Genomic DNA, 21,051 nt, shown 5'->3' with positions numbered 1-21,051 from the left:
CCTTCATCTGAATGACAGTTTCTCCTTACTTCTTAGAAATTATGTGTATATTTATTCGGCGCCCATGGCTCACAATCAATAAAGTTATTAGACATGAGTAAACTAGACAGGTACAAAGACGGAAATAAAAGAGCATTAGATGTTACTTTTTTCTTATCACCAATAGCAGGCGTATTTGCGCTTTTGTTTTCAACCACCCATTCACGTGCTATTAAGATCACTACCGTATTAGCGACCATTACTGGGTTGATAGCTGCGGCGATCATAAACTCATAGATCCGAAATAAGCACAGCGTGGGTCCCTATAACGCTTGAAGGCGTATATTCACAATGATTCCTCTGGCAGTGGACGCTCCAATAATGGACTGAATTTATCCCAACAGGACCTACTCTATACAGGTAGCCTGCAGATGAGCGCTATATTCTTTGGTAATCGGAAGTCCACCCAATGCCTGACATTCGCTATAATACTTCCATGCTGCTTTACAATTGCTATTTAAAAGATGAGTCATTGATAATTTGATCAGTGTATTTTGATCCTTATCGTCTAACCCGTAGGATTTTTCGAATAAGCTGAGTGCCTGCTCTAATTCTTTAGTATTCCTGTTTTCTCCCTCTTGGAACTTGATCATATAATAAGTCCCTAAATCCGTAAGGAGATGTGTATTCTGTGGATTCTCCCGCAGTCCTATCTCATACTGCTCTTTAGCTTTATCCGGCATCGACTGCGTCATATATACTCCACCGAATCCCCAATAGATATCTGTATTGGTACTATCAATCAAATAGGCCTGATTGAATCGGTACATGGCTGTCTTAACATCTCCCTTATAGAGATAGTCAAAACCGATTTTTATTAATTCGTCCGAAGCTAGTCTTTTATTATCTCTATACTTATCGTCACTAAAAATTGTATCTAAAAAGTCCTGGTCGGCAGCCAGCTGTTCTTTGCTTTTCTGGACACCTCCATACTTTGGCAACATTCTAATGTCATCGGCATTTTTTTTCTCCTGTGCGCACGATGCCATGAAGAATAAGAGAGAAAGGATGACTATTCGGTTTATGATATGCATAGATCAATAATGAGTAAGTGAATCTCTACAAGATACTACTTTTTGCTTCTTATTAAATAGGGATTTCAATATTAAATTATCAGATACATACCGATGCAATAAAAGAAAATCTCGTACCGGACGAAATTACCAAACAATAAGTGGGTCATGTATATGCTACAGAAGCGGATATGCTCAACATGGCTCTTTTTGATGTGAAGGATCTTTATCCGCAAAACCTCACAAAATCAGCTGTCCTGTAGTTGGTAGGCCGTATACGCGCAAACGATAAGGCTTCAAAAACAGAGAAGTCTACCCTAGTTTTGGTACTATTGGGAAAAATAAGCTGATTTTCTCCATCAGAAAAGACCTCAAAAAACTTTCTACCCCTAAAATCACCATTCTATCCCAGAAAATTGACATTAAAAACCCATTGGGAATACATTTGTGCCAATATTATACTTTCAAAAAATTAATCAAAAATGAAACAGATCAAACTATTTTTAACTCTAATCCTCATAGGAGCGATGACGGTATCGTGTGAAAAAGATGACGATGACAGCACCAACACTGACGCCATATTGGTTACAAAAATCATTACCACAGATGTGGAAGGAAAAAAAACCTCTAGTTTGTATGAATATGATGGTACAAAAATCAAAAAAATCACCGAAACTTCTGACTTGGGAACTACCGTTTTTAACTATACTTACACGGGTAATGAAATTACCAAAATAGCAGAAAGTAATGAGGACGGAATTGTGAAAAGTCAAAGTTTCATATACGTAGACGGCAAGTTGAGAATGTGGGCAGAAAATTACGAAACTGATTCTGAAACTTGCTTTGCCTGCGAAATCACGGCAACGGTTGAGTACAATACAGACGGAAGTCAAACGGTTAAATACCGTGAAGGCGAAGTCTTAAAGAAACAAGTAGAAATTAAATACAATGCTTTAGACAATTCTATAACGCAGTTAGATTTAGACGGTACGGGAGATTTTATTACACTTGAAATAGGAAAAGCAAACCCTCACAAAAATATAATAGGCTGGAATAAATTGCTAAGAATAGATCCATATGTGTATGCAGAAGAAAATGTGAACGGTTATATGAAATATATTAATGATGAACATGTGTCCGGAGGCCATATAAAATATAAATATAATTCAAATAATTTTCCTACGTCATGTACCTCTGACCTGTATGATAAAGAGTATTTCTATAATAAATAAAGTATTGGTTCCGCAAAACTTCACAAAATCAGCTGACCTGTAGTTCGTAGGCAGGATATGAATATGCGCCCTAAATCAAGTCATTCTATGTATTGGACAAAAATACCTATAAAAGGGTATTGCTTAAAAGCATAGCCTAATATAGCTTTGATTATGAAAAAAATAAGCTATTACTTCCTGATATTTACGCTAATAGGCTCTTCCATGCAAATGTCTAGCTGCAAGAAAATTAAAGAATATGTCAAAAGTAAGTTTGATGAGGCCATAGGTAAGTGGGACATTGGTCGTTTAATCCGGGATGGTATCGACATCACGATATCCGAAAATGACCTCAGCCTATTACTAAATAGTGATGGTACGGGGCAACTGTTCAGCGCAGCAGGTATTTTAACAAACGCTCAGCAAGATTTTAAATTCTCTTTTGATGTAGATGATACCGGTATAAATATAGTCAACGACAAGACGGGTGAGCCTATGCGTTTCTCAATAGCAGACCTTCAACCCGAAACCATGGTCTTAACCAATCAAGGAAACAAATTATACCTAAAAAAAGATTTTAATTTTTCGGGAGGATGGTTAAATTCTGGGCAAAGCGGCGGTGGTGGCGCTACAAAAAAGGCAATAGCAAAGAAAATGTCTTTTTGGGATTCGAACAATCCGACTAAGACAAACTATGAGGTTGTGTATACAGGGGGTAAGCTGCAAAGTATAGGGTTTAATATTGATGGAAATCGTTTTCCGCTCTTTAAATATAAATATACCGGTGATATGATTACGGAAATCGATGGTAATATGGGTAAAGATATCTTTGTATATGCCTCGGCTCAGGGTAATGATGAAAAACGTATGACACAGCATAAATCTGCCGAGTCAGTTATGATTGGAGATCCTCCAATATCATTTACCTACGAAGAAGATGATGTAGTCATTGCGCATTATCCAGGGGGCCACAGACTACGCATGAAATTTAAAAAAGGTAACTTAGTACATGTGGTATCCATCAGCAATACGAATTATGCATTACTCGCTACTATCATAGAATACGATGATAATCCAGCTCCATTCAATGGAGTAACAGGGCTATCAAAATTAATACATGCTGCAGATTATTTTCTCCCCACTCAGCTGTTCTTATCGTGCAACCAGAACAATCCTGTAAGAATATATAACAGGAGTCTTGATTTGGGGGCACGTGGCGACAAAAGGTTTGAAACCTACGAAGATACTACAGAAGATCTAATTTATAGCTTTCAATACATTTATGGAAAAGAAGGTGCTCCTACCCGAATTGATAAAAAAATATGGGATAATGGAAAATTAGAAAGTGTAGAATATGTGACATTCGAGTATTAATGTCTCGTCACAAACTCAAACATTCAAAAATAGCCCTCGCGGACGCGAGGGCTATACCAAACCAATTATAACCGCAGGCGCGGAATATATTAAATTATGAATACATAAATATAACAATTATAACACTATAATACAATAGGATACCCTAACTCCCCTACTCGCGCTACCGTTACTGGATTGATAGTCTCGGTGATCATAAATTCCCAAAACAACAAGCTAGTAGCTTCCGATCATTGTCGCTGGTACAGTGATATGTAATTTCAGAAATTTTAACCGACAACATCAGACTTTGATGGGACAGTAACTGAATGTATAATTTTCACAGTTATGGGCGTCTCGACATCGACCGCTATGCCTAATAATGAATACGGGGGAATCGACATAGTTTTCAACTCATTTATGATTTCTGCCAATAAATCATCTGATACAATTGGAATGAGTACATGATCGGATTGTTGGTCCTTAGAATAATATGCTACATCTACTATTCTACCTTTTTTATTTACTTTAATTTTTAATCCTACAAAAACTCTATTATACTCAGTAAAACTTTTAGAATCAATTTTTATTCTATCTATATGTATGACCAATTTTTTTGAACGATCCCTACGCCAAGTCTGGTCTAAAATCTTCCGATCTCTGGGTAAAGAGAAAACTTTAGATTCAATAGCCGGATAAATCGAGCTATAGAATGTATTCGAATCAATTGCTGTGGTATTATTTAGAACGGCTAATCCTTCTTGCTTATTATCGGGATTGTCACGTTCAACAATCTTACGGGTGAAAGAGCTATCGCCTTCGTTATAGACAAAAATCGTTGTAGTTGAATCGGTTTGTTCCGTTTTTAGATAACGGCTCGAAATTGAATCGCTAAAAAACTCTACTTTCCGGGTATAATCAGATAGTTTATTTTGATTTGCGTCGCGCCCTTCGAAACACGAAACCCAAATAAATGAAACTAAAACTACAGATATTATAAAAAATGATCTCATATATACAATTCTCTACCAGCCTTCTATACTGAAGTATACAACAAGATACATGATATCTAATAGTGAATCAAATAATATTGTGTAAAAACACAGGGCTGATAGCGAACATCTACATCCGTATAGTGAATTTGAAATGCTATTTTTTTTAGCATAAAACAACGTGGTAAAAGATATTTTGATTAGATTTGATGAAAGGCTTACAATCATGAAGAATAGCACCAGGATAACAAATGCGAGTATAGAGTCTGCAGGTCTACCAAAAGATGCAAAGCAGGTCATTGCTGAATATGTATGGAATGGATTTGATGCCAAGGCTACTACGGTATCTATCGATATAAGGAGTAATCAGCTGGGCTATATTGAACGTATTTATATTACCGATAACGGTGAGGGTATAGCGCCTGATACGCTGGACTATTCTTTTGGCAACTTTTTGGATTCACTAAAAAAGGGACAGCCTAAAAGGACATCGTACATGCGGGGTAAAAAGGGTAAAGGCCGGTTTTCTTTTTCGCTATTCGCTACACGTGCTACCTGGAATACGGTCGTGGCTATTGGCCAGGAGCTGATGGAGTATAAGCTGGTCATCGACCGGGAATCTAAAGAAACTTACGATAGCACAGAACTGCAACCGTCGAATGCTGATCATACGGGTACTACTGTGGTGCTGGAGGGGGTATTCGGCCTGAATGCTGTAGCCCTTGACGCAGATGAGTTTTTGGATTTTATGGCGCAAGAGTTTGGATGGTTCCTACACCTTAACAAAGATATGGGCTATAAAATCGAGATAAATGATAAGCCCATCTCCTATCAACAGCTGATTGAGGAAACGGACGAAACTGCTTTGACTATATACAGCCCTGAGGAGAATTCATTTGTATTTAGGGTCAACTATATCCGTTGGAAATACCCTATTGGTGACCGCTACTATTATTATTTTATGGATAGTAATAAACTGGAAGTGGCGAAGCTACTAAGTAGTTTTAACAATAATGCGATTGATTTTCACCATTCGGTGTATGTGGAGTCTACTTTTTTTAATGGCTTTGAGCAATCTGATATGACATTGTCCTCCGAGGGGAATCTATTCAGTGAAAAGGAGCATCTGGTGGTGTACCGCAAGCTATTGACGGAGCTCCGGGATATGCTGGATCGTAAGCAGAAGAAGTATGTGCGTGAACAAGCGGTGGGTATTAAGCTAGAGGAACTCATTTATAAAAACCTGTTGCCTCGATACAGCTCGTCGGATGTGGATAGGCAGCGTAAGGCTACGCTGCTGCAACTGATTCAGGAGCTTTATATTGCTGACCCACGTGCCTTTGTAGGTATAAAGGCAGACCTGATCAGGACGTATCTGGGATTCCTGGATCTGCTGTTACAGACTGACCGCAAAGCGGAAATATTGCCTATTATAGAGCAGGCTATCCCACTACTGGATAAGGAACGGGAAAGAATCGCTAAGTTACTGTCATTGTCATCCTAACTGTTCAAATGTAAACCTTGATACGGGAGAAGCATTCTTACGAATCTATACAACGTATGCTAATCATGCTCTATAATCCAGATTAATATTTCCTCTATCTTTTTGCGATAATCGTTAGCGCTGCCGCGGTAGTTATTGATCAGAAAAGAGAAGGCTAAATTATTTCCCTTCTTCGTTTTAAGATAGCCACTCAGTCCGAGATGGTCGGCCAATGTTCCGGTTTTGGCCCAGATATGGGACTCGTATCCTTTATATAATCCACGGAGGGTGCCTTCATTGCCTGAGGGTAAAATCCTTTTGACACGCTCAAAATCGTTACTCTTATATATTACTGTCAGTAGTTTTACAAACTCATCGGGAGATATCAGGTTGCCTCTGCTCAATCCGCTGCCATCCACCCACTTTCCCTGATCGAGGATGCCATCAAATAGATCCCCACGGAGCTTTCTAATGGTTCCGAAGTCAGCAAACGAACCATACCTTATCTTTCCGGCCATAAGCATCATCTGCTCCGCAAAAAAGTTATCGCTACGCTTCATCAGCTTAGCAAACAGTGTGTCTGTCGCCACGGTATGCACAGGAGAAAATATCAAGTGGTCTGGCTTATTCCGGACAATAGACATACTGATACCGGCATTGGCCCGCCGCAAGGTATCGCTTAGCAGCATATAGGCCAACGTGTCGTTATTAAGGCCGGTAAACGGCCTGATCCAGCTATTTCGATCACTATTCTTTTGTACCTTATAATGATTGCTGGTCTCTGCACGCAATACTATACTGTGTGCGGCACGCAGAGCGTCCTCGGTAGGTGGTTCAATCAGGTTATTAAAAAAAGAAGGAATAGCTTTAAAGGTATTACCTTCCTTATAAAATCTGACCATGTTGTTGTAGACAGGCATCACACTACGCTCTGGTGAATAGGTCTCTTGCCAGGTTCCCCAGGACCATCCTGAGCCAAACCGTCCAAAAGCGGTATTCCCGGGCATGACAACACGCAAGGTTTTGTGGGTATTTTTAAGAATTTCAAAAATACGCTGTTCTGGAAATTCATCGTTCAAAAACGTGGGGTCGCCATTGGGTTCGAGATAGATGTGGTTATTGTCTTCGGCAATACTCCAACCGGGGATGCTGTCACCAAATGTCCGCAATCCGGCGTACATCGTCAATAATTTCGTATTGCTTGCCGGTATAAAAAAACGATCGGAATTTAAACTATGAAGCGTTGTACCTTTGTCCAGATCGACTATTTTTAATCCATAACTGGCGGTATTCAGCAGGGAATCGTGGCCAATGGTATATCGCTGGTCGGTATGTTTTTTGACAGCACAGCTCTGCAATATAAAGAAACAGAGCATAACGATAAGATAAGAAACAGAATTGCGCATATTATTTCAGTTTACGGTTTAGAAAATCTACTGTGGCTTCTTTTGCCTTCACCAGGTTTTCAAATAACTGCCAATGGTGGTTTTCATCGGGAAGTACCAACACCTCTACCTCTACATTTTGTTTTTTGAGTCTATTGTATAAATCTATACTCTGGGAAAAAGCGACATTCTGGTCGTCATCACCATGTATGATCAGAACCGGCGAACGCCAGGTGTCTACCCACTTTGATGGAGAGGATTCCCAGTTGAGCTGTGTTGCTAATTCAAAATCCGGCGCATATTGAGAAGGATTCTGTTTACGCTCTCTATTATGCACCCCGTGTATATCTACTCCGGCTTTAAATATATCAGAATTTTTAGCGAGGCCCATTGCCGTCAGATAGCCGCCGTAGGAGCCTCCAAATAGTCCTACTTTGGAAGGATTGATATCCGACTGTTGTTTCAGCCATTTCCCTGCCGCCAATACATCCAAATATTCGGAAGCGCCCAGATTGCCTGCAGACCGTGGGTGCTGAAAGTCAAAACCATAACCGGTACCCATTCGGTAATTGATAGATAATACGGCATATCCCTGCTCAACTAGATACTGATTGACGATGTAATCATAAAAATAGTAATCAATATGGTGCCAGCCGAGATACATCTGCCTACGGGGACCACCGTGAATATAAACTAAAGCGGGAAGATCCTTATTTTTGTGCCGGGGTTTAAAATACTGCGCGCTAAAACGGACGCCGTCTTCGGACGTAATAAAGACCTGTTCCGGTTTTACAAAACTGTCCCCCTGTGTGTCAAAAATCTCTTTACCAATCAATTCTGATTGCCTGTCTTTCAGATGGTACACTTTCGGATGTACCGGTCTATTAAAAGAACTTGATGAAAAGCCGATCGACTGCCCTTGGTTAAAATAGAAAGGAGCTGTCTCAATCTCCTCTCCTTCGGTCAAGATCTTGAATTGCCCTGACTCTACATCTACTCTTCCTATATGTGATCTCTCAAAATCATACTTGTCCTTGCCCGTATTCGCAGCAAAGACAATTTCTTTGCCATCGCTACTGTAGTTTAGATTATCAACAGTAAAGGCTCCTTTGGTAAGCTGCTTTACTTCTTTTGAGCCTATTTCTAGACGATACAAGTGTGGCCATCCGCTTTCGTAAGACATAAAAGTAAGATACCGCTGATGTACCCAGCTCAAATTGACCTGTCCTGAAATGCGTGGAAAAGTTGCTTCTTTGTTTAAGGGGGCACGGTAGATTTCATGCGCTATGCCATCATCTACAGATGCTAACATAACCGACCAGCCTTCATAGGTAAACGAGGTTAACGAATCTAAGGCTCCACCGGTTGCATCCCGACGCACAAATGCAATGTGACGTCCATCAGGAGACCACTGCGGAGAACTATCAGAATGGAAGGAGGGTCCTATCCATTGTATTCTAGGATTAGACTTGCTGTATATCCCTATAAAACTATAGTCACCGCGGCGGGACATAAAGGCCAATTTTGTTCCATCCGGCGACCATTTCATATTACCAGCCGCCCCTTTCATATTAAATAAGGGCTTGCCCGCCTTCTCCCCATCTAAAGAAGCTGTCCATATCTGCCCCGAACGAAAGTAAGAAACGGAAGTCCCATCCGGATGAAGGATCGGAAAATCTCCCAGACCTATCTTATATAAACTTCGGTCACCAACAGAAAGACTAAAAACCTCAATTTTAGTAGGATCGACAAAAGATGCCGAGTTGGTCGCTACTGCAGCACTATTAGCGCCGTGATCCCCGCCCCGGACAAATACGATCCACTTACCATCGCTGCTAATCGACAGACTGCTGATTTCCTGCGCATCATCGCTATCAAAATCGGTTAGCTTTCTAACCCTATAACCTGCCCCCTCCGCGATGTAAATATTCCGATGTCCTCTTTCATTTACCGTGAAGGCTACTACATTGGCATTGGTGGCTCCTACCACTTTACCGATATAGGGCGTAGCCAATAGTCTTGCTAATTCCTGATTCTGCGGAAAAGCAGAAACGACCATCATTCCAAATAGTAAAATTGATAAATATAGTCTTGTTTTCATAAGTTAGGTGGATTATAGTCCGTTCAATAAAATTTCCTTGCCTGCTGTTATCTTTGTTTTATTGGTTGCAGAATTATATAAAAATATAGGTTTCCCTTCTAATAAACGAAGACGGCCTGCCTCTACCAATAGTTTAGAATCTTCATTCAAAACAATAGCATTCAGCCTTTTATTCTGTTTTAAAACAGTCTTCATCTGTGCCAACGACTTTTGATCCGCATGAGGGTTGACGATCATAGCGTCACGGACAAAACCAAATCCGTGGTGCCAGCCGTATTTCTCGGGCTCACTAAATAATCGGGTCGACAGCATGGCGGCACCAGCCCCGTTGCCTGCAATAACTCCGCCCCGTTGTACGATATCTAACATCTCTCTATGCACCGATGTATACAAATAAGTATCGGCTAGCTGCCAGCTCCGTGTGTCACCTATCCAGACCGCATCAGCACCCTTCAATAGTGCAGTAATATCGTCCGTGTTTGCTTTACTGCTGTTTATTGTATGTAAAAGTACCGCATGCTGCCCGCCTAACTGATGTAGCCGCCTGACCAAAGTCAGCCCTTCTGTACGCATGGTATCATTCCCTGTAGATAAAACGACAATCTTAGCGGCTGGCTTATTGAGCTTTTCAAGAAAAAATCGGAGATCCTGATCAGTCAGTTTATGGCTGCCATAAATCATCACCTTTCCAGCGAAAGAATCTCTGCCAGGTCCGCTATTGACTCTCGCTATCAGCTCTACCCGTTGCTCCTCTGTCCATACAGACGTGGACAATAAGTCGGAACGATGTATAATCTCCCTTGTATGGACGTCGTACCGGTCTCCAGAAAACAAATACTCCTGCGGACTATCCGTTGTATATCCAGGCCGCAACGGATTGTACATCGCTATCTTTCCTTCTCCTACGACCTCTAGTACATCGCCCTTAATGATCGCCGCAGTTGCTTCATCTATACCAAAGCCCAATAAATCGACTTCCTTGTTCAAGATCTTAGCAATACTCCCCATACGATTCCGACGAATATAATGCTGACCGATAATAGATTGCTTCATAAAACCAAAACCTATTTTCTGTTCGGGTCCTCCGCCATAGAGATACGAACCTTGTATAGACGCGCCCGCAGAACTGCCTGCAATCACGCCGCCTTTGGCTAAGATCCCGAACATCAACTGATGGGTCAATGTATTAAGATAGGCCTCGGCCAAACGCTTTTGGAATCCGCCTCCTATGAAAACCGCTCTGGCACTTCTTAAGGGAGCAACAAAAGACTCGCTGTCAGCCACATCCCGTTGCTTTGTATGCAATATGGTGATATTCGTTGCGCCGGCCTTTACCAGCCCCTGATAAGCGGTATTAGTCTCGTCAAATATATCTCCGGCAGTAGGAATAAATACTATCGGAGCCGCAGGATCACCCACAAGCTGCATAAAATAATCATAATTAGCAGAAGAAGCAGCCCCTCCTATAATCATTAATGTTCCTGTTGGCGGACCAATAGTCTGCCAGCTACCGGTCCAATGACTATGTACATCGTCTACCTGAGCGACAGCCGGTGCGGTGAATAATACTACACTGATTAACAACAATATATATCTATACATCATATGCTCATTGAGTCAATAACGTGTTTTTTTTTAAGGCTTATAAGATCTAGCGTCAAAACTATTTTAGTAGGTTTTAACTGGGAAGCAACAAGATACAAACTATCAGACAACATCCAAAACACTTTCTGTTTGAAACTTCTAATTAATATTGACATTCTATAGCGATCAGCTTATAGTTCTGAGCAACTTTGATCTGCTCATTGCCGATTATTTCCAATACAAGTAAGGATTTTCCTACGCCTGACGGCACACCGTCGATCTGAATAACGCCTTTGTTGCTGTTTTTAGGTATGATAAATGTATTGCCGTTGGGCAACAGGTAATCCTTACCTATTATCGCAGTACTTTCATTCTCGACCACACGGAATGAAAAAGACTGATCCTGATTATGCTGAACGCCAAACATATTCACCTGTAAAGTAACTGACGCAGTAGCACCAATTTTTCGCTTGATTATACCATATGGTTTTCCCGGAACCAGTGTGGTCGTAATCGCATCTTCCAGCTCTATACTATTCTCTTTTATCAAATAACGCTCGTTGTAGTCTTCCTGACATGACGAGATAAAGAATATACTTATCAAAAGTATACTTAGTTTTATAATTGAAGTAGGCATGATATTAATAGTTAAAGTTTTGTTTCAGTCTGGGGTCGGCTATCGTTTCACGGATAGGAATCGGAGCTAGGATACGATAATCTGTAAAAGCAATATTTCCGCTGACTTTGACGATATCCTTTCCTGTTCTTTTCAGATCAAACCAGCGATGTCCCTCAAAAGCTAGCTCTAAACGACGTTGCAGCATAATCTCATTGATCAGACTCTCTCCAGTGAGGGTCACTGACGGGAGTCCGGCTCTATTTCTTATTTTATTGAGGTCCTGCATCGCAGCATTGGCATCAGGCGTACTTTGACGGGCTAGTGCTTCGGCGCGATTTAGGTATAATTCTGAAAGACGGAGGATCGGAACATTATCGAGCCCTAATGTTCCACTTTTGGATATAAACTTATAATTTTCTAAAAACCTTTCATTTTTACCCACTCCTGATCTTATCAGTCCACGACGTACGTCATCATTGCTATAACTCGTATAAAAGGTAGGATCTACCGCCAATACAGCCTGAATTGAAAAGGATGTAGCGTCATAAGTCGCTCTACTCGTGTACGTGGACCGCAGTGACCGGTCGCTGCCAATATTTTCAGAAATATTGAATTTCAGCTCGAATATAGATTCGGGATGCACCTCTTTACGCCAGTCTGCTAGAAAATTGGCCTGGTTTGAAAACACTGCATTCGTCTCCCCTAGCGCCTGGGTTGCCATTTCAACCGTCTTTCCATAATCCCCTTTATACAAGGCTACTCTAGCATATAAAGCACTGACCGCAGCTTTGGTGGCCAAATGAACTGAGCTGGAGTTGGAGCTCGTAAGGTTGGTATGTGCCAGATCCAGATCTGCATAGATCTGATCATATACTTTTTCCAGAGTCGGTCTTTCCAATGCCGCGATCTTACCTACATCATCTACACCGACCAACATCAAGGGCACCCCTCCATAATTGTAAGCATCTACTATGGCAGTAGGATCGTAAGCATAAGTACGCATAAGATCATGGTAGCATAATGCTCTTAAGAAATATGCCTGTCCCAACGTATTTGCCTTCCATGAGCTTTCGTAGGTGCCATTGTTCAAGGCATCGATAATCAGGTTTGCCTGATTAATAGCATAATATCCCATCTGCCAGCCTGATAAGTGCGCGTTACGGGTATTCGTCGCCTCGGGCCGCAGATGTGACGAGTTATCGGTATGAATCATATTGTCCGATAATGCCTCCGCTAGCGCAAGGTAATCCCTGCCGTAAAGCGTGTAATGCTGTAGACGCGCATATACAGAGGTCAATGCAGCTGAGATCCCTTCTGTAGAAGTAAGAGCTATTGAAGAATCAATAGACTGTTTAGGATTAATCTCCAACAGTTTTTCACACGAAGAGAATAAACCTAAACATATAATGGAAACTAGAAATTTTCGTTTCATAATTATCTTTCTTTAAAAACTTAATTGAACTCCGAAATAATACGACTTGGCTGTAGGGACAACACCGACATTGGAAGAGGTATTGGAGCCTACAACATAAAACTCTGGATCATAACCTGCAAACTTTGTCCAGGTATACAGATTATTGCCCTGCATAAACACGCGAGCTTGCTTCAATCCTACTTTGCTGATTATTGTTTTCGGTAACTGATAACCGAGGTTGATGTTTTTCAACCGGATGTACGATCCATCCTGTAGGTAGCGTGTTGAAGCAAGATCTCCTCTCGCATTGTTGGTTTCTGCAGCGCCATCTATTGGTCTCGGGACACTTGTAACCTGCCCTTCGGATAGCCACCTGTTATCATAATACCAAGCCATACCATTAATTTGAGAATCTCCTTTTCTCGATAGGTTTCTAGCAAAATTATCATACAGTACCCTACCATAATCGTACTGAAAGAATATCCCTACGGAGAGTCCTTTATATTCGAACAAATTGTTAAAGCCGCCGTAAAAATCGGGTAACTCATTGGGCAATCCATGAGGTGCATAGGAATCCAGCTCCATGGTGCCCGGATTGTAGGAGTAATTGCCTTCTTTGTCATACCATACGGCTCGTCCTGTGGCGCTGCTGACACCTGCATATTGCGGTAAAAGAAATGTACGCAATGATTGTCCAACCATTACGGAATTGTCCCCCGGCAGCAAGGTAACATCATCGTAAAGCTTGGTGACCTCATTGCGCTGAAACGAAATATTAAAATTGGATGTCCATTTGAAATTATTTCTATTCCACACTACCGCTCCAACTTCAAACTCTAGTCCTTGATTAATCACCTCTCCTAGATTTTGCGTAATCTGACTATAACCTCCAGCCCACACCACAGGTTTGTCAAGAAACAAATCCTTGCTGAGCCTATGATATGCTTCGATAGAACCGTATATTCTACTATTGAAAAAAGCATAGTCCAAACCTAGGTTTGTCGTTACATTTTTCTCCCATCTCAGCTCACTATTACCCAAAGTATTGGATTGAATTCCTGCCGAACCATTATAGGTAATCCCACCGCCATAAAGTGAACGTGAGGCAAAATTACCGATCTGGTCATTCCCTGTCTGCCCATAGCCTAACCTCAACTTTAACTGGTTCACGGCCTGATTCTTTATAAAGTCTTCCTGCGCCATGTCCCATCCTAATGAAATAGCTGGGAAAAAACCAAATTTGGAATTAGCTCCGAATCTCGATGAACCGTCGTAACGGATTATACCTGATGCAAAATATTTATCGGCATAGTTATAATTACTCTGGAAGAAACTGCCCATTCGCTTTACACCGGTCCACTGTGATGTACCTGATACAATGACCGCAGCCGAAGCTAATTCCGTAAATAGATGGTTAGGAAACCCTTCCCCCCGCACGTTGCCTCCCTGATTAGAAAAACTACGGTACTCTGTCCCCAATAAGTTATTAAGCGAATGTCCGTCTGTCAGCTTGGGTGCATACTGCAAGGTGTGTGTCGTCGTGAATGTAATCGGTTTGTCCGTGTACTGTATCAGAATTCCTCCCCTAGCATTTCCATCTATACTTCTTGGATCGTAGTATTGCCTCGCCGAGATATCTCGGTAATCAATACCTGCCATTCCTTTATAGGTAAGATTATCTAAAATCTTATAGTTGATCTGCAGATTGCCAAATAAACTGTTATTCTTCTCGCGGGATTCGTTCAGCGCTGTAGAGTGTAACGTATTACGGGTAAAAGTCCCCGGAAAACCTGCTAAAGAGAAATTATAACTTCCGTCTTCATTATAAATCGGAAGGAACGGAAGAATCATCGGATTTGCATAACTTGGCGAAGAAAACTGCGTTGTAGTCCCCATCGCTCCCAATGGACCGTGTTGGTCAATAGCCGAAAGGTTAACATTCGTCTGTACGCTTACCTTTTTGGACAGTTGATTATTGTAGTTCATATTAACCGTTCCCCTCGAAAAGTCCGATCCAACAATACTACCTTCCGTATCTTCCCAGCTTCCCGACAAACGATAGTTGCTGGAGCTCGTACCTCCGGACACCGCTAAGTCGAACTTATTAGTCCCTCCTCCGGTATAAGCTGCCTTCTGCCAATCGTAAGTCTCTAACCTGGCAATGTCACTGGCGTTCATATTGACATCCAATCGCGATTGTGTTAAGACTGTCTTCCAGATCTGTTCATCGGTCTGGTTGGGGTTTTTATTTTTCAATGCTTCATAGCGTGCATTCAAATATTGCTGTGAGTTCATCAATGGCAGCAAATTAATCGGCTTTACATTGCCCCCACGGTACCCTACATCTATCGTTGCTCTTCCTTCCTTTCCCTTCTTCGTAGTAATCAATACAACCCCATTACCAGCCTGTGCACCATACACCGATGCTGCGGCTGCGTCTTTCAGCACCTCAATCGTTAGAATATCCTCAGGGTTAATATTGGCCAATGGATTGGTAGACACCGTATTACTCACATTATTATTATTCACGATTAGCCCGTCTACTATATACAAAGGTTCTGTACCTGCAGAAATAGATCCGGGGCCCCTTACCTCCACCTTTATCGCTGCTCCGGGCACCCCTACCCTTGACTGCACATTCACACCCGACATACGTCCTTGCATAGCACCGTCTAGACTCACAGCCAAAGAACCGGAGACATCCGATGCTTTTAAGGATGATATCGCCCCGGTAAGCTCTCTTTTCTTTTGAACGGTATATCCCGTTACAACAACCTCATCCAGACTGCTATAGTCCAGCTCCAACGCTACATCAAGGTCGTTAAAAGCAGACAGCGTAATCGATTTTGCAATATATCCTGTAAAGGAGATCTCTACTCTATCGCCTAGTTTGACATTATTCAGTACAAATTCGCCGTTATTATTAGATTGTAGGCTTTTGTTATTCACTTTTAATGTCGCACCTGAAAGCGGTGCCTGTGTAGCCCTGTCACTGATTTTTCCTTTGATAGTCCCTGTCTGTAGCACATTGTCGCTATTTTTCACCGGAGGATTGCTCAATGCGGTAGTTTTTATAATAATAGTATTATCTGTTATAGAGTACGTTAGCCCATTATTGCTGATCAATTGATCTAAGACTTCTTTAAGTGAGGCGTTAACAAAATTAACATCCACTTTTTTTAACATACGTACCTCTTCAAACTTATAGAACAGATTATAAGAAGTCTGTTTTTCAAGCTCTTTCAACACAGCTTCAATAGTGACATTCTTTTTTTTAAATGTAAATCCTATAATAGAGGCATACAACGGGGATAGAGACAGACTTATAAGCGCGATAGCAATCAAGCGTTTATAGATCGTGTTCTTCCGTCGTGAAGACAGAAGAATCTGCCTTAAGTTAAACTTTGGAATCATAAAAAGTAAATTAGGTTTATAACTATGTCATCAAATACCGACTAAAATGCCAGTCAATCAATCCCGCACAATAATAGTACGGTCTACTAAACGAATGTTCAATCCGCCCTCTTTTAGAATATATATCATTTTATCCAGGTCTTCTGAACGCTTTATCTTACCAACGAACCGGTCGTTTTTCAGTTGTGCATCTATATTTACAGAAACATTATACCAACGGCTTATTTCCCTCATTAAGGTTTTTAGATCTACTTTATCAAACTTGAAATACCCTTCTTTCCATGCCAGTACCTGTTCTATATCTCCCGTTTGCAATCTGCTATGCTCACCATAGTTAATAAGTTCATCTCCTGGCTCCAGATAGAAGAGTTGATCCGAGGCCTTCAGCTTAATCTTGCCCGTAACCAGTGTCGTCCGGACAAATGGTTCATCACTATAAGCATTGACATTGAAGGAAGTTCCGATCACTTTTATCTCTTGTGACTTTGTCCGCACTATAAACGGTTTGCGTTCGTTCTTGGCCACCTCAAAGAAGACCTCTCCTTCGATATCCACTACTCTTTCATTTTTGTCAAATATCAAAGGGAAATTAATCGACGAACGGGAGTTGAGCCATACTTTGGTACCATCGGATAGAATGATCTGATAGGTACCGCCATTCGGCGTTTTTATACAGTTTGTCTTTTCCTGCGCTTTATCCGGATCCCCTTTATCCAAGGATAAGCTGCTGAAATCGTATTTCAACACACCTGCTACCGAATTGGCTATATTAACCTGATTGTCCTGTATAATGTCGGCATTACTATCTCCTCCCAAAACAACCTCACGCCCGTCCGAAAGTGTCAGAACAGCATGGTTTCCCCCAGCTTTGATTGAACTTTTCGGCATGACATAAGGCTCCTCCACGGTTTCTTTCGAAAACCATAGTGGACTAGACAATCCGATTAACATGACGAGAACAGCCGCCGCCGCAAACCACGTCGTTCTAGATACCTTTAACTTTCTTTCCCGCTTGGGCTCTTGCGGAAAATTACTGATCATGTCTTCTTCGAGATAAAAATCCAACTCCCCCTTAGACAAAAGATCAAAGAATATGGTCAATTCTCTTTTTGTCAGCGTTTTATTAAGATATCCATCTACTAACTTTCTGTAATATGTGTCTTCTATCTTCATTTATAAATAAGACGATAATGCCAATTAGAAGGGTAAAAACATTTTAAAAAAATGTATAATATGTGACGAATGGAATCGATCAATTTTGAATTTCTGTTTGATTTCTTTAGACAGCTTACGCATGGTGGCCACCATATGATGCTTGACCGTACTTTTTGATATAGATAGTTCAGCTGCTACTTCGTCATAACTCTTATCAAATTCTCTACACAGCATAAAAATCTGCTGTGATTTGATTGGCAGATTCGCCATATAAGCATCTAAAAAATGGAAATACTCCTGGTTGGTAACAAATAGTTCGACCTCGTCACTACAGAACCTAAACTCCTTTAGGATTTCATCCGGCATAAACTCTAGACGAGATACCTTTTTTAAATAATCCAGGGTATGATTTTTTGCTATACGGTAGATATAAGCATTGAAATTATCTACTTTATCTAAATAGTCCCGCTTCTCCCATACTTTAACAAAAACATCCTGTGTGAGATCTTCTGCTACAGAGTCGGCATGAACGTAACGTAAAATAAACTGATGTATAGGCTTAAAATAGCAGTCATAGATCTTCATATAAGACTGATGATCTCCTTTTTTTAGCTTTTCAACCAAGGATTTTATATTCATAACTTAGGTATCCTTCCAAATATAAATAAACGTTATCGATTTCCTACGGCATATAACTAGCAGTCATCAATTCCGACAGCGAGGTAAAAGGCTTATTGGGTTTTAAGTACTTTTGTAGATATTGATAAACCTTTAAACGCACTTCTTTAGCTTTATAACTATCTATACGATCAAAATGATGACCTCCTGGTACGGCATCATAAATCTCATACTCAAACTTCTTATTGTTGGCTTTCAGCGCTGCTATCAGATGCTCTACCTCTTCTATAAGGACATCGTCATCATTGGTGTTGGCATGTATTAATAAAGGAGTCTGGAGCTTATGGGCCTGGAATGCCGGAGATCTACGACGATATTCTTTCACATCCTGTGCAACTTCTTTGCCGATATGATAGTCGGCCGAGAACAATCTCCTATAGCTATTGTCCTGATAGCCCAAGCGCATAATAAGATCACTGACAGGTACCCCGGCATAGGCTACTGTATAACTCTCCGGATAGTTAAATATATTGTGCAATGCATGAAATCCGCCATGACTCCAGCCTACTACACCGACCCTCTTTTTGTCAATAAAACTATAATTTTCTATCATATAATCCCTACAGGCTTTGGTATCGTCTATCTCCAGGCCACCATAGTCTATCTGTTGCTGAAACCTCTTTCCATACCCCGTACTCCCCCTATACTCCGGTGCCGCTACGATGTATCCCTGCGCCAAAAACTCTTTTACAATATGATCATTATTCAGCCCAAAGTTACCATGTACGCCACCATGCACCAGCACGATCAATGGATAGCTCTTAGCGGGATTAAATTCTTTTGGAATAAATACATAAGACCAGAAAATAAGCGGGTTTCCTGCACCCTTAGCTGTTTTACTTTTCGAAGGTGCTGCAGGGCCAGTGATGCGTACCTTATCTACGTAGGCTAATCCACTTAACTTGTTATACCAGCCGTTGTCTTCTATTCGTTTGGACAACTGGTCGAACGAGTAAGATAAACTTGAAATCCGTTCATTTAACAACTTTACCTCTGCAGACAAGTCTGTTTCTTGCCCAAAAACAGTGTAAAGAGAAAACATCGAAATGAATAGTGCTACAATTTTTTTTCTCATTATTGTATTCATCATGAAATGGTTAATAATTAGTACTTTCTTTTATGACGAACTCAAGTTGCGTTAGGGTAACAAAAAATTAAAGTTTTTCATTTAATCCCAAAGACTAGGATTCTAACCCAGATCAAAGCTATGATTAAACAAACAAAGGAATATCTGTTATCCAAATATTCCTTTGTTCAACAAGAATAACTCCTATTGACGATTCTATTCTTTCGTAAACTAACTAAAGTGAGTAAGGTAACTCTTCGCAATGATAGCCCACGTCTAACAAAATTTTCACGATCGTATCCGCCTCCGATGTTGGGCTATCTACACGAAATATATTATCACAGTCTTCCAGATCAAAGTTCCATCTTGCGTCGGGAAGCTTTTCCTCCAGATAGGGTGTCAGTTTCTGAATATCCCGGTCATCCTGTACCGAGGTGGCAAATATATAAACCATAATGATTTCGTATTTCTAGATTAATAAAACATAATATCTTTATAAAGCCCATAAAGTTTCTTTCTCAGCTGCTTAACGGCATAGTGTTTTCGGGACAGCAACGTATTAAGCGGAATATTCAAACTTATAGCGACTTCTTTTACGGGCATCCCCTCTATCTCCGTAAGCTCAAAAGCTTCCCGCTGTTCTGTTGGTAATTCGGAAAGTCCCCTTTCTAATTCCTTCCAGACCATAGAACGGAAATAGACCATCTCGGGGGTAGGACTAGGCTCTCCGAATAGAATATTGGAAAATTCTTCAAGCACCTGCCCCTCGTCCTCTTCCGAAAAAGGCATCTCAACCTCCCGTTTCTTTTTGCCTTTATTGATAATCATATTGCGTGCTACACGAAAGAGCCATGCCGAGACTTGCTCTATAGGACTTAGGTTGGCATCAATAGTTTTTACTAGCTGATAAAACACATCCTGAAGAATATCTTCTGCATCCTCTGCACTGGAAACGTGCTTACGGATAAAAGAGCGCAATTTAGGCTGTTGCTCCCGAACGAGCAGCTCTACATTAATCTTCTTTCCTGGCTCCGTCATCCTGTGCTGTATCAAAATGATCCGCTCCAAAAGGGTCTCCGAAACCAAATTTACGCCGCTTACAAATAAACTCTTTTCGCTCTTCTGCTGTCATTTTAGCCCATTTTTCTGCCATAGCTCCTCTTTTCATTGATCCGAATCCCGGTCGGCATCCCTTCCCCCGGCCTCCGCCAAATCGACCAAAAAGAAGGCGGGTTAAAGCAAACAGACCCAGTGCCTGCCAAAAATTAAGCGTAGTGAGCCCAAAAATTTCCGGAATGAGCAAATTCCATAATATCATAATGACACCACTTAAAGCGGCCATACAAGCTATAGCCAATAAGGCGAATTTTATTTTTTTTAATTTCATAGTATTTTTAAAATTATACATTCATTATTTAAATCGCATGCTATCTATGTAGACAATCAAGTATCAAAAATATTTTAAGAAAAAAAACTTTTTGTAAGTAAGATACCCGACATCCCCCAGCCTGAAGTATGAAAGATACGGAGTCGTTCTTATGATA

The 21,051-nt window shown here is 40.9% G+C and carries 18 protein-coding genes; 4 read left to right on the top strand and 14 right to left on the bottom strand.

Features of this window, described 5'->3' with window-relative positions; genetic code table 11:
* Positions 1 to 93: 93 nt before the first annotated feature.
* Positions 94 to 276: a hypothetical protein gene (locus tag JKG61_RS20020; protein WP_202104788.1), complete on the top strand. Its 183-nt coding sequence runs from the start codon at positions 94 to 96 to the stop codon at positions 274 to 276.
* 110 nt (positions 277 to 386) lie between these two features.
* Here the strand turns inward: JKG61_RS20020 and JKG61_RS20015 are convergent, their stop codons facing one another.
* Positions 387 to 1,073: a tetratricopeptide repeat protein gene (locus JKG61_RS20015; RefSeq protein WP_202104787.1), complete on the bottom strand. Its 687-nt coding sequence runs from the start codon at positions 1,071 to 1,073 to the stop codon at positions 387 to 389.
* Between the two features lie 461 nt (positions 1,074 to 1,534).
* On the opposite strand from JKG61_RS20015, the gene JKG61_RS20010 reads away from it, so the two are divergent.
* Together JKG61_RS20010 and JKG61_RS20005 are read left to right on the top strand one after the other, a co-directional pair.
* Positions 1,535 to 2,284, top strand: a complete 750-nt coding sequence (locus tag JKG61_RS20010; protein ID WP_202104786.1) for a hypothetical protein — start codon at positions 1,535 to 1,537, stop codon at positions 2,282 to 2,284.
* 153 nt (positions 2,285 to 2,437) lie between these two features.
* Entirely contained in the window at positions 2,438 to 3,637 is a 1,200-nt protein-coding gene (locus JKG61_RS20005; RefSeq protein WP_202104785.1) for a hypothetical protein, read from the top strand.
* Between the two features lie 269 nt (positions 3,638 to 3,906).
* Here JKG61_RS20005 and JKG61_RS20000 read toward each other — a convergent pair whose 3' ends face one another.
* A complete protein-coding gene (locus JKG61_RS20000) occupies positions 3,907 to 4,629 on the bottom strand; it encodes a hypothetical protein (RefSeq protein WP_202104784.1) in 723 nt (240 codons plus the stop codon).
* A gap of 205 nt (positions 4,630 to 4,834) precedes the next feature.
* On the opposite strand from JKG61_RS20000, the gene JKG61_RS19995 reads away from it, so the two are divergent.
* On the top strand, positions 4,835 to 6,112 hold the full coding sequence (locus JKG61_RS19995; RefSeq protein WP_202104783.1) for an ATP-binding protein: 1,278 nt from the start codon (positions 4,835 to 4,837) through the stop codon (positions 6,110 to 6,112).
* A gap of 59 nt (positions 6,113 to 6,171) precedes the next feature.
* Here JKG61_RS19995 and JKG61_RS19990 read toward each other — a convergent pair whose 3' ends face one another.
* From JKG61_RS19990 to JKG61_RS19935, 12 genes are all read right to left on the bottom strand, one after another.
* Positions 6,172 to 7,497 carry a D-alanyl-D-alanine carboxypeptidase gene (locus JKG61_RS19990; protein ID WP_202104782.1) on the bottom strand — a complete coding sequence of 442 codons (1,326 nt, stop codon included), beginning with the start codon at positions 7,495 to 7,497 and terminating at the stop codon, positions 6,172 to 6,174.
* A gap of 1 nt (position 7,498) precedes the next feature.
* Positions 7,499 to 9,577, bottom strand: coding sequence for a S9 family peptidase (locus JKG61_RS19985; RefSeq protein ID WP_202104781.1), 2,079 nt, complete (start codon positions 9,575 to 9,577; stop codon positions 7,499 to 7,501).
* A 12-nt stretch (positions 9,578 to 9,589) separates the two neighbouring features.
* On the bottom strand, positions 9,590 to 11,182 hold the full coding sequence (locus JKG61_RS19980; RefSeq protein WP_202104780.1) for a Type 1 glutamine amidotransferase-like domain-containing protein: 1,593 nt from the start codon (positions 11,180 to 11,182) through the stop codon (positions 9,590 to 9,592).
* A 142-nt stretch (positions 11,183 to 11,324) separates the two neighbouring features.
* Positions 11,325 to 11,798 (bottom strand): hypothetical protein, encoded by a 474-nt coding sequence (locus JKG61_RS19975; RefSeq protein WP_202104779.1) that lies wholly within the window; start codon positions 11,796 to 11,798, stop codon positions 11,325 to 11,327.
* A gap of 4 nt (positions 11,799 to 11,802) precedes the next feature.
* Positions 11,803 to 13,212, bottom strand: coding sequence for a RagB/SusD family nutrient uptake outer membrane protein (locus JKG61_RS19970; protein ID WP_202104778.1), 1,410 nt, complete (start codon positions 13,210 to 13,212; stop codon positions 11,803 to 11,805).
* A gap of 12 nt (positions 13,213 to 13,224) precedes the next feature.
* Positions 13,225 to 16,608 (bottom strand): SusC/RagA family TonB-linked outer membrane protein, encoded by a 3,384-nt coding sequence (locus JKG61_RS19965; RefSeq protein ID WP_202104777.1) that lies wholly within the window; start codon positions 16,606 to 16,608, stop codon positions 13,225 to 13,227.
* Positions 16,609 to 16,665: 57 nt separating this feature from the next.
* Positions 16,666 to 17,781 (bottom strand): FecR family protein, encoded by a 1,116-nt coding sequence (locus tag JKG61_RS19960; RefSeq protein WP_202104776.1) that lies wholly within the window; start codon positions 17,779 to 17,781, stop codon positions 16,666 to 16,668.
* 24 nt (positions 17,782 to 17,805) lie between these two features.
* Positions 17,806 to 18,402 (bottom strand): RNA polymerase sigma factor, encoded by a 597-nt coding sequence (locus JKG61_RS19955; protein WP_202104775.1) that lies wholly within the window; start codon positions 18,400 to 18,402, stop codon positions 17,806 to 17,808.
* Between the two features lie 43 nt (positions 18,403 to 18,445).
* Positions 18,446 to 19,516 carry an alpha/beta hydrolase family protein gene (locus JKG61_RS19950; RefSeq protein WP_202104774.1) on the bottom strand — a complete coding sequence of 357 codons (1,071 nt, stop codon included), beginning with the start codon at positions 19,514 to 19,516 and terminating at the stop codon, positions 18,446 to 18,448.
* A gap of 226 nt (positions 19,517 to 19,742) precedes the next feature.
* Positions 19,743 to 19,961 carry a hypothetical protein gene (locus tag JKG61_RS19945; protein ID WP_202104773.1) on the bottom strand — a complete coding sequence of 73 codons (219 nt, stop codon included), beginning with the start codon at positions 19,959 to 19,961 and terminating at the stop codon, positions 19,743 to 19,745.
* Positions 19,962 to 19,981: 20 nt separating this feature from the next.
* Positions 19,982 to 20,545 carry an RNA polymerase sigma factor gene (locus JKG61_RS19940; protein ID WP_202104772.1) on the bottom strand — a complete coding sequence of 188 codons (564 nt, stop codon included), beginning with the start codon at positions 20,543 to 20,545 and terminating at the stop codon, positions 19,982 to 19,984.
* Positions 20,520 to 20,894, bottom strand: coding sequence for a hypothetical protein (locus JKG61_RS19935; RefSeq protein ID WP_202104771.1), 375 nt, complete (start codon positions 20,892 to 20,894; stop codon positions 20,520 to 20,522). Before JKG61_RS19935 ends, JKG61_RS19940 begins: the two co-directional genes overlap by 26 nt.
* Positions 20,895 to 21,051 lie beyond the last annotated feature (157 nt).

Source organism: Sphingobacterium faecale, from assembly GCF_016746095.1.
Lineage (GTDB): Bacteria > Bacteroidota > Bacteroidia > Sphingobacteriales > Sphingobacteriaceae > Sphingobacterium > Sphingobacterium faecale.
Note: the sequence above shows the minus strand (reverse complement) of the source record. Positions and strands in the feature narration are given on the sequence as shown.

Coding starts and splice junctions, on each gene's coding strand:
- JKG61_RS19975 (WP_202104779.1), bottom strand. CDS start 11,798: ATGCCTACTTCAATTATAAAACTAAGTATACTTTTGATAAGTATATTC.
- JKG61_RS19955 (WP_202104775.1), bottom strand. CDS start 18,402: ATGAATATAAAATCCTTGGTTGAAAAGCTAAAAAAAGGAGATCATCAG.
- JKG61_RS20010 (WP_202104786.1), top strand. CDS start 1,535: ATGAAACAGATCAAACTATTTTTAACTCTAATCCTCATAGGAGCGATG.
- JKG61_RS19980 (WP_202104780.1), bottom strand. CDS start 11,182: ATGATGTATAGATATATATTGTTGTTAATCAGTGTAGTATTATTCACC.
- JKG61_RS20015 (WP_202104787.1), bottom strand. CDS start 1,073: ATGCATATCATAAACCGAATAGTCATCCTTTCTCTCTTATTCTTCATG.
- JKG61_RS19950 (WP_202104774.1), bottom strand. CDS start 19,516: ATGAGAAAAAAAATTGTAGCACTATTCATTTCGATGTTTTCTCTTTAC.
- JKG61_RS19985 (WP_202104781.1), bottom strand. CDS start 9,577: ATGAAAACAAGACTATATTTATCAATTTTACTATTTGGAATGATGGTC.
- JKG61_RS19960 (WP_202104776.1), bottom strand. CDS start 17,781: ATGAAGATAGAAGACACATATTACAGAAAGTTAGTAGATGGATATCTT.
- JKG61_RS20020 (WP_202104788.1), top strand. CDS start 94: ATGAGTAAACTAGACAGGTACAAAGACGGAAATAAAAGAGCATTAGAT.
- JKG61_RS19990 (WP_202104782.1), bottom strand. CDS start 7,497: ATGCGCAATTCTGTTTCTTATCTTATCGTTATGCTCTGTTTCTTTATA.
- JKG61_RS19965 (WP_202104777.1), bottom strand. CDS start 16,608: ATGATTCCAAAGTTTAACTTAAGGCAGATTCTTCTGTCTTCACGACGG.
- JKG61_RS19970 (WP_202104778.1), bottom strand. CDS start 13,212: ATGAAACGAAAATTTCTAGTTTCCATTATATGTTTAGGTTTATTCTCT.
- JKG61_RS19935 (WP_202104771.1), bottom strand. CDS start 20,894: ATGAAATTAAAAAAAATAAAATTCGCCTTATTGGCTATAGCTTGTATG.
- JKG61_RS20005 (WP_202104785.1), top strand. CDS start 2,438: ATGAAAAAAATAAGCTATTACTTCCTGATATTTACGCTAATAGGCTCT.
- JKG61_RS19995 (WP_202104783.1), top strand. CDS start 4,835: ATGAAGAATAGCACCAGGATAACAAATGCGAGTATAGAGTCTGCAGGT.
- JKG61_RS20000 (WP_202104784.1), bottom strand. CDS start 4,629: ATGAGATCATTTTTTATAATATCTGTAGTTTTAGTTTCATTTATTTGG.
- JKG61_RS19945 (WP_202104773.1), bottom strand. CDS start 19,961: ATGGTTTATATATTTGCCACCTCGGTACAGGATGACCGGGATATTCAG.
- JKG61_RS19940 (WP_202104772.1), bottom strand. CDS start 20,545: ATGACGGAGCCAGGAAAGAAGATTAATGTAGAGCTGCTCGTTCGGGAG.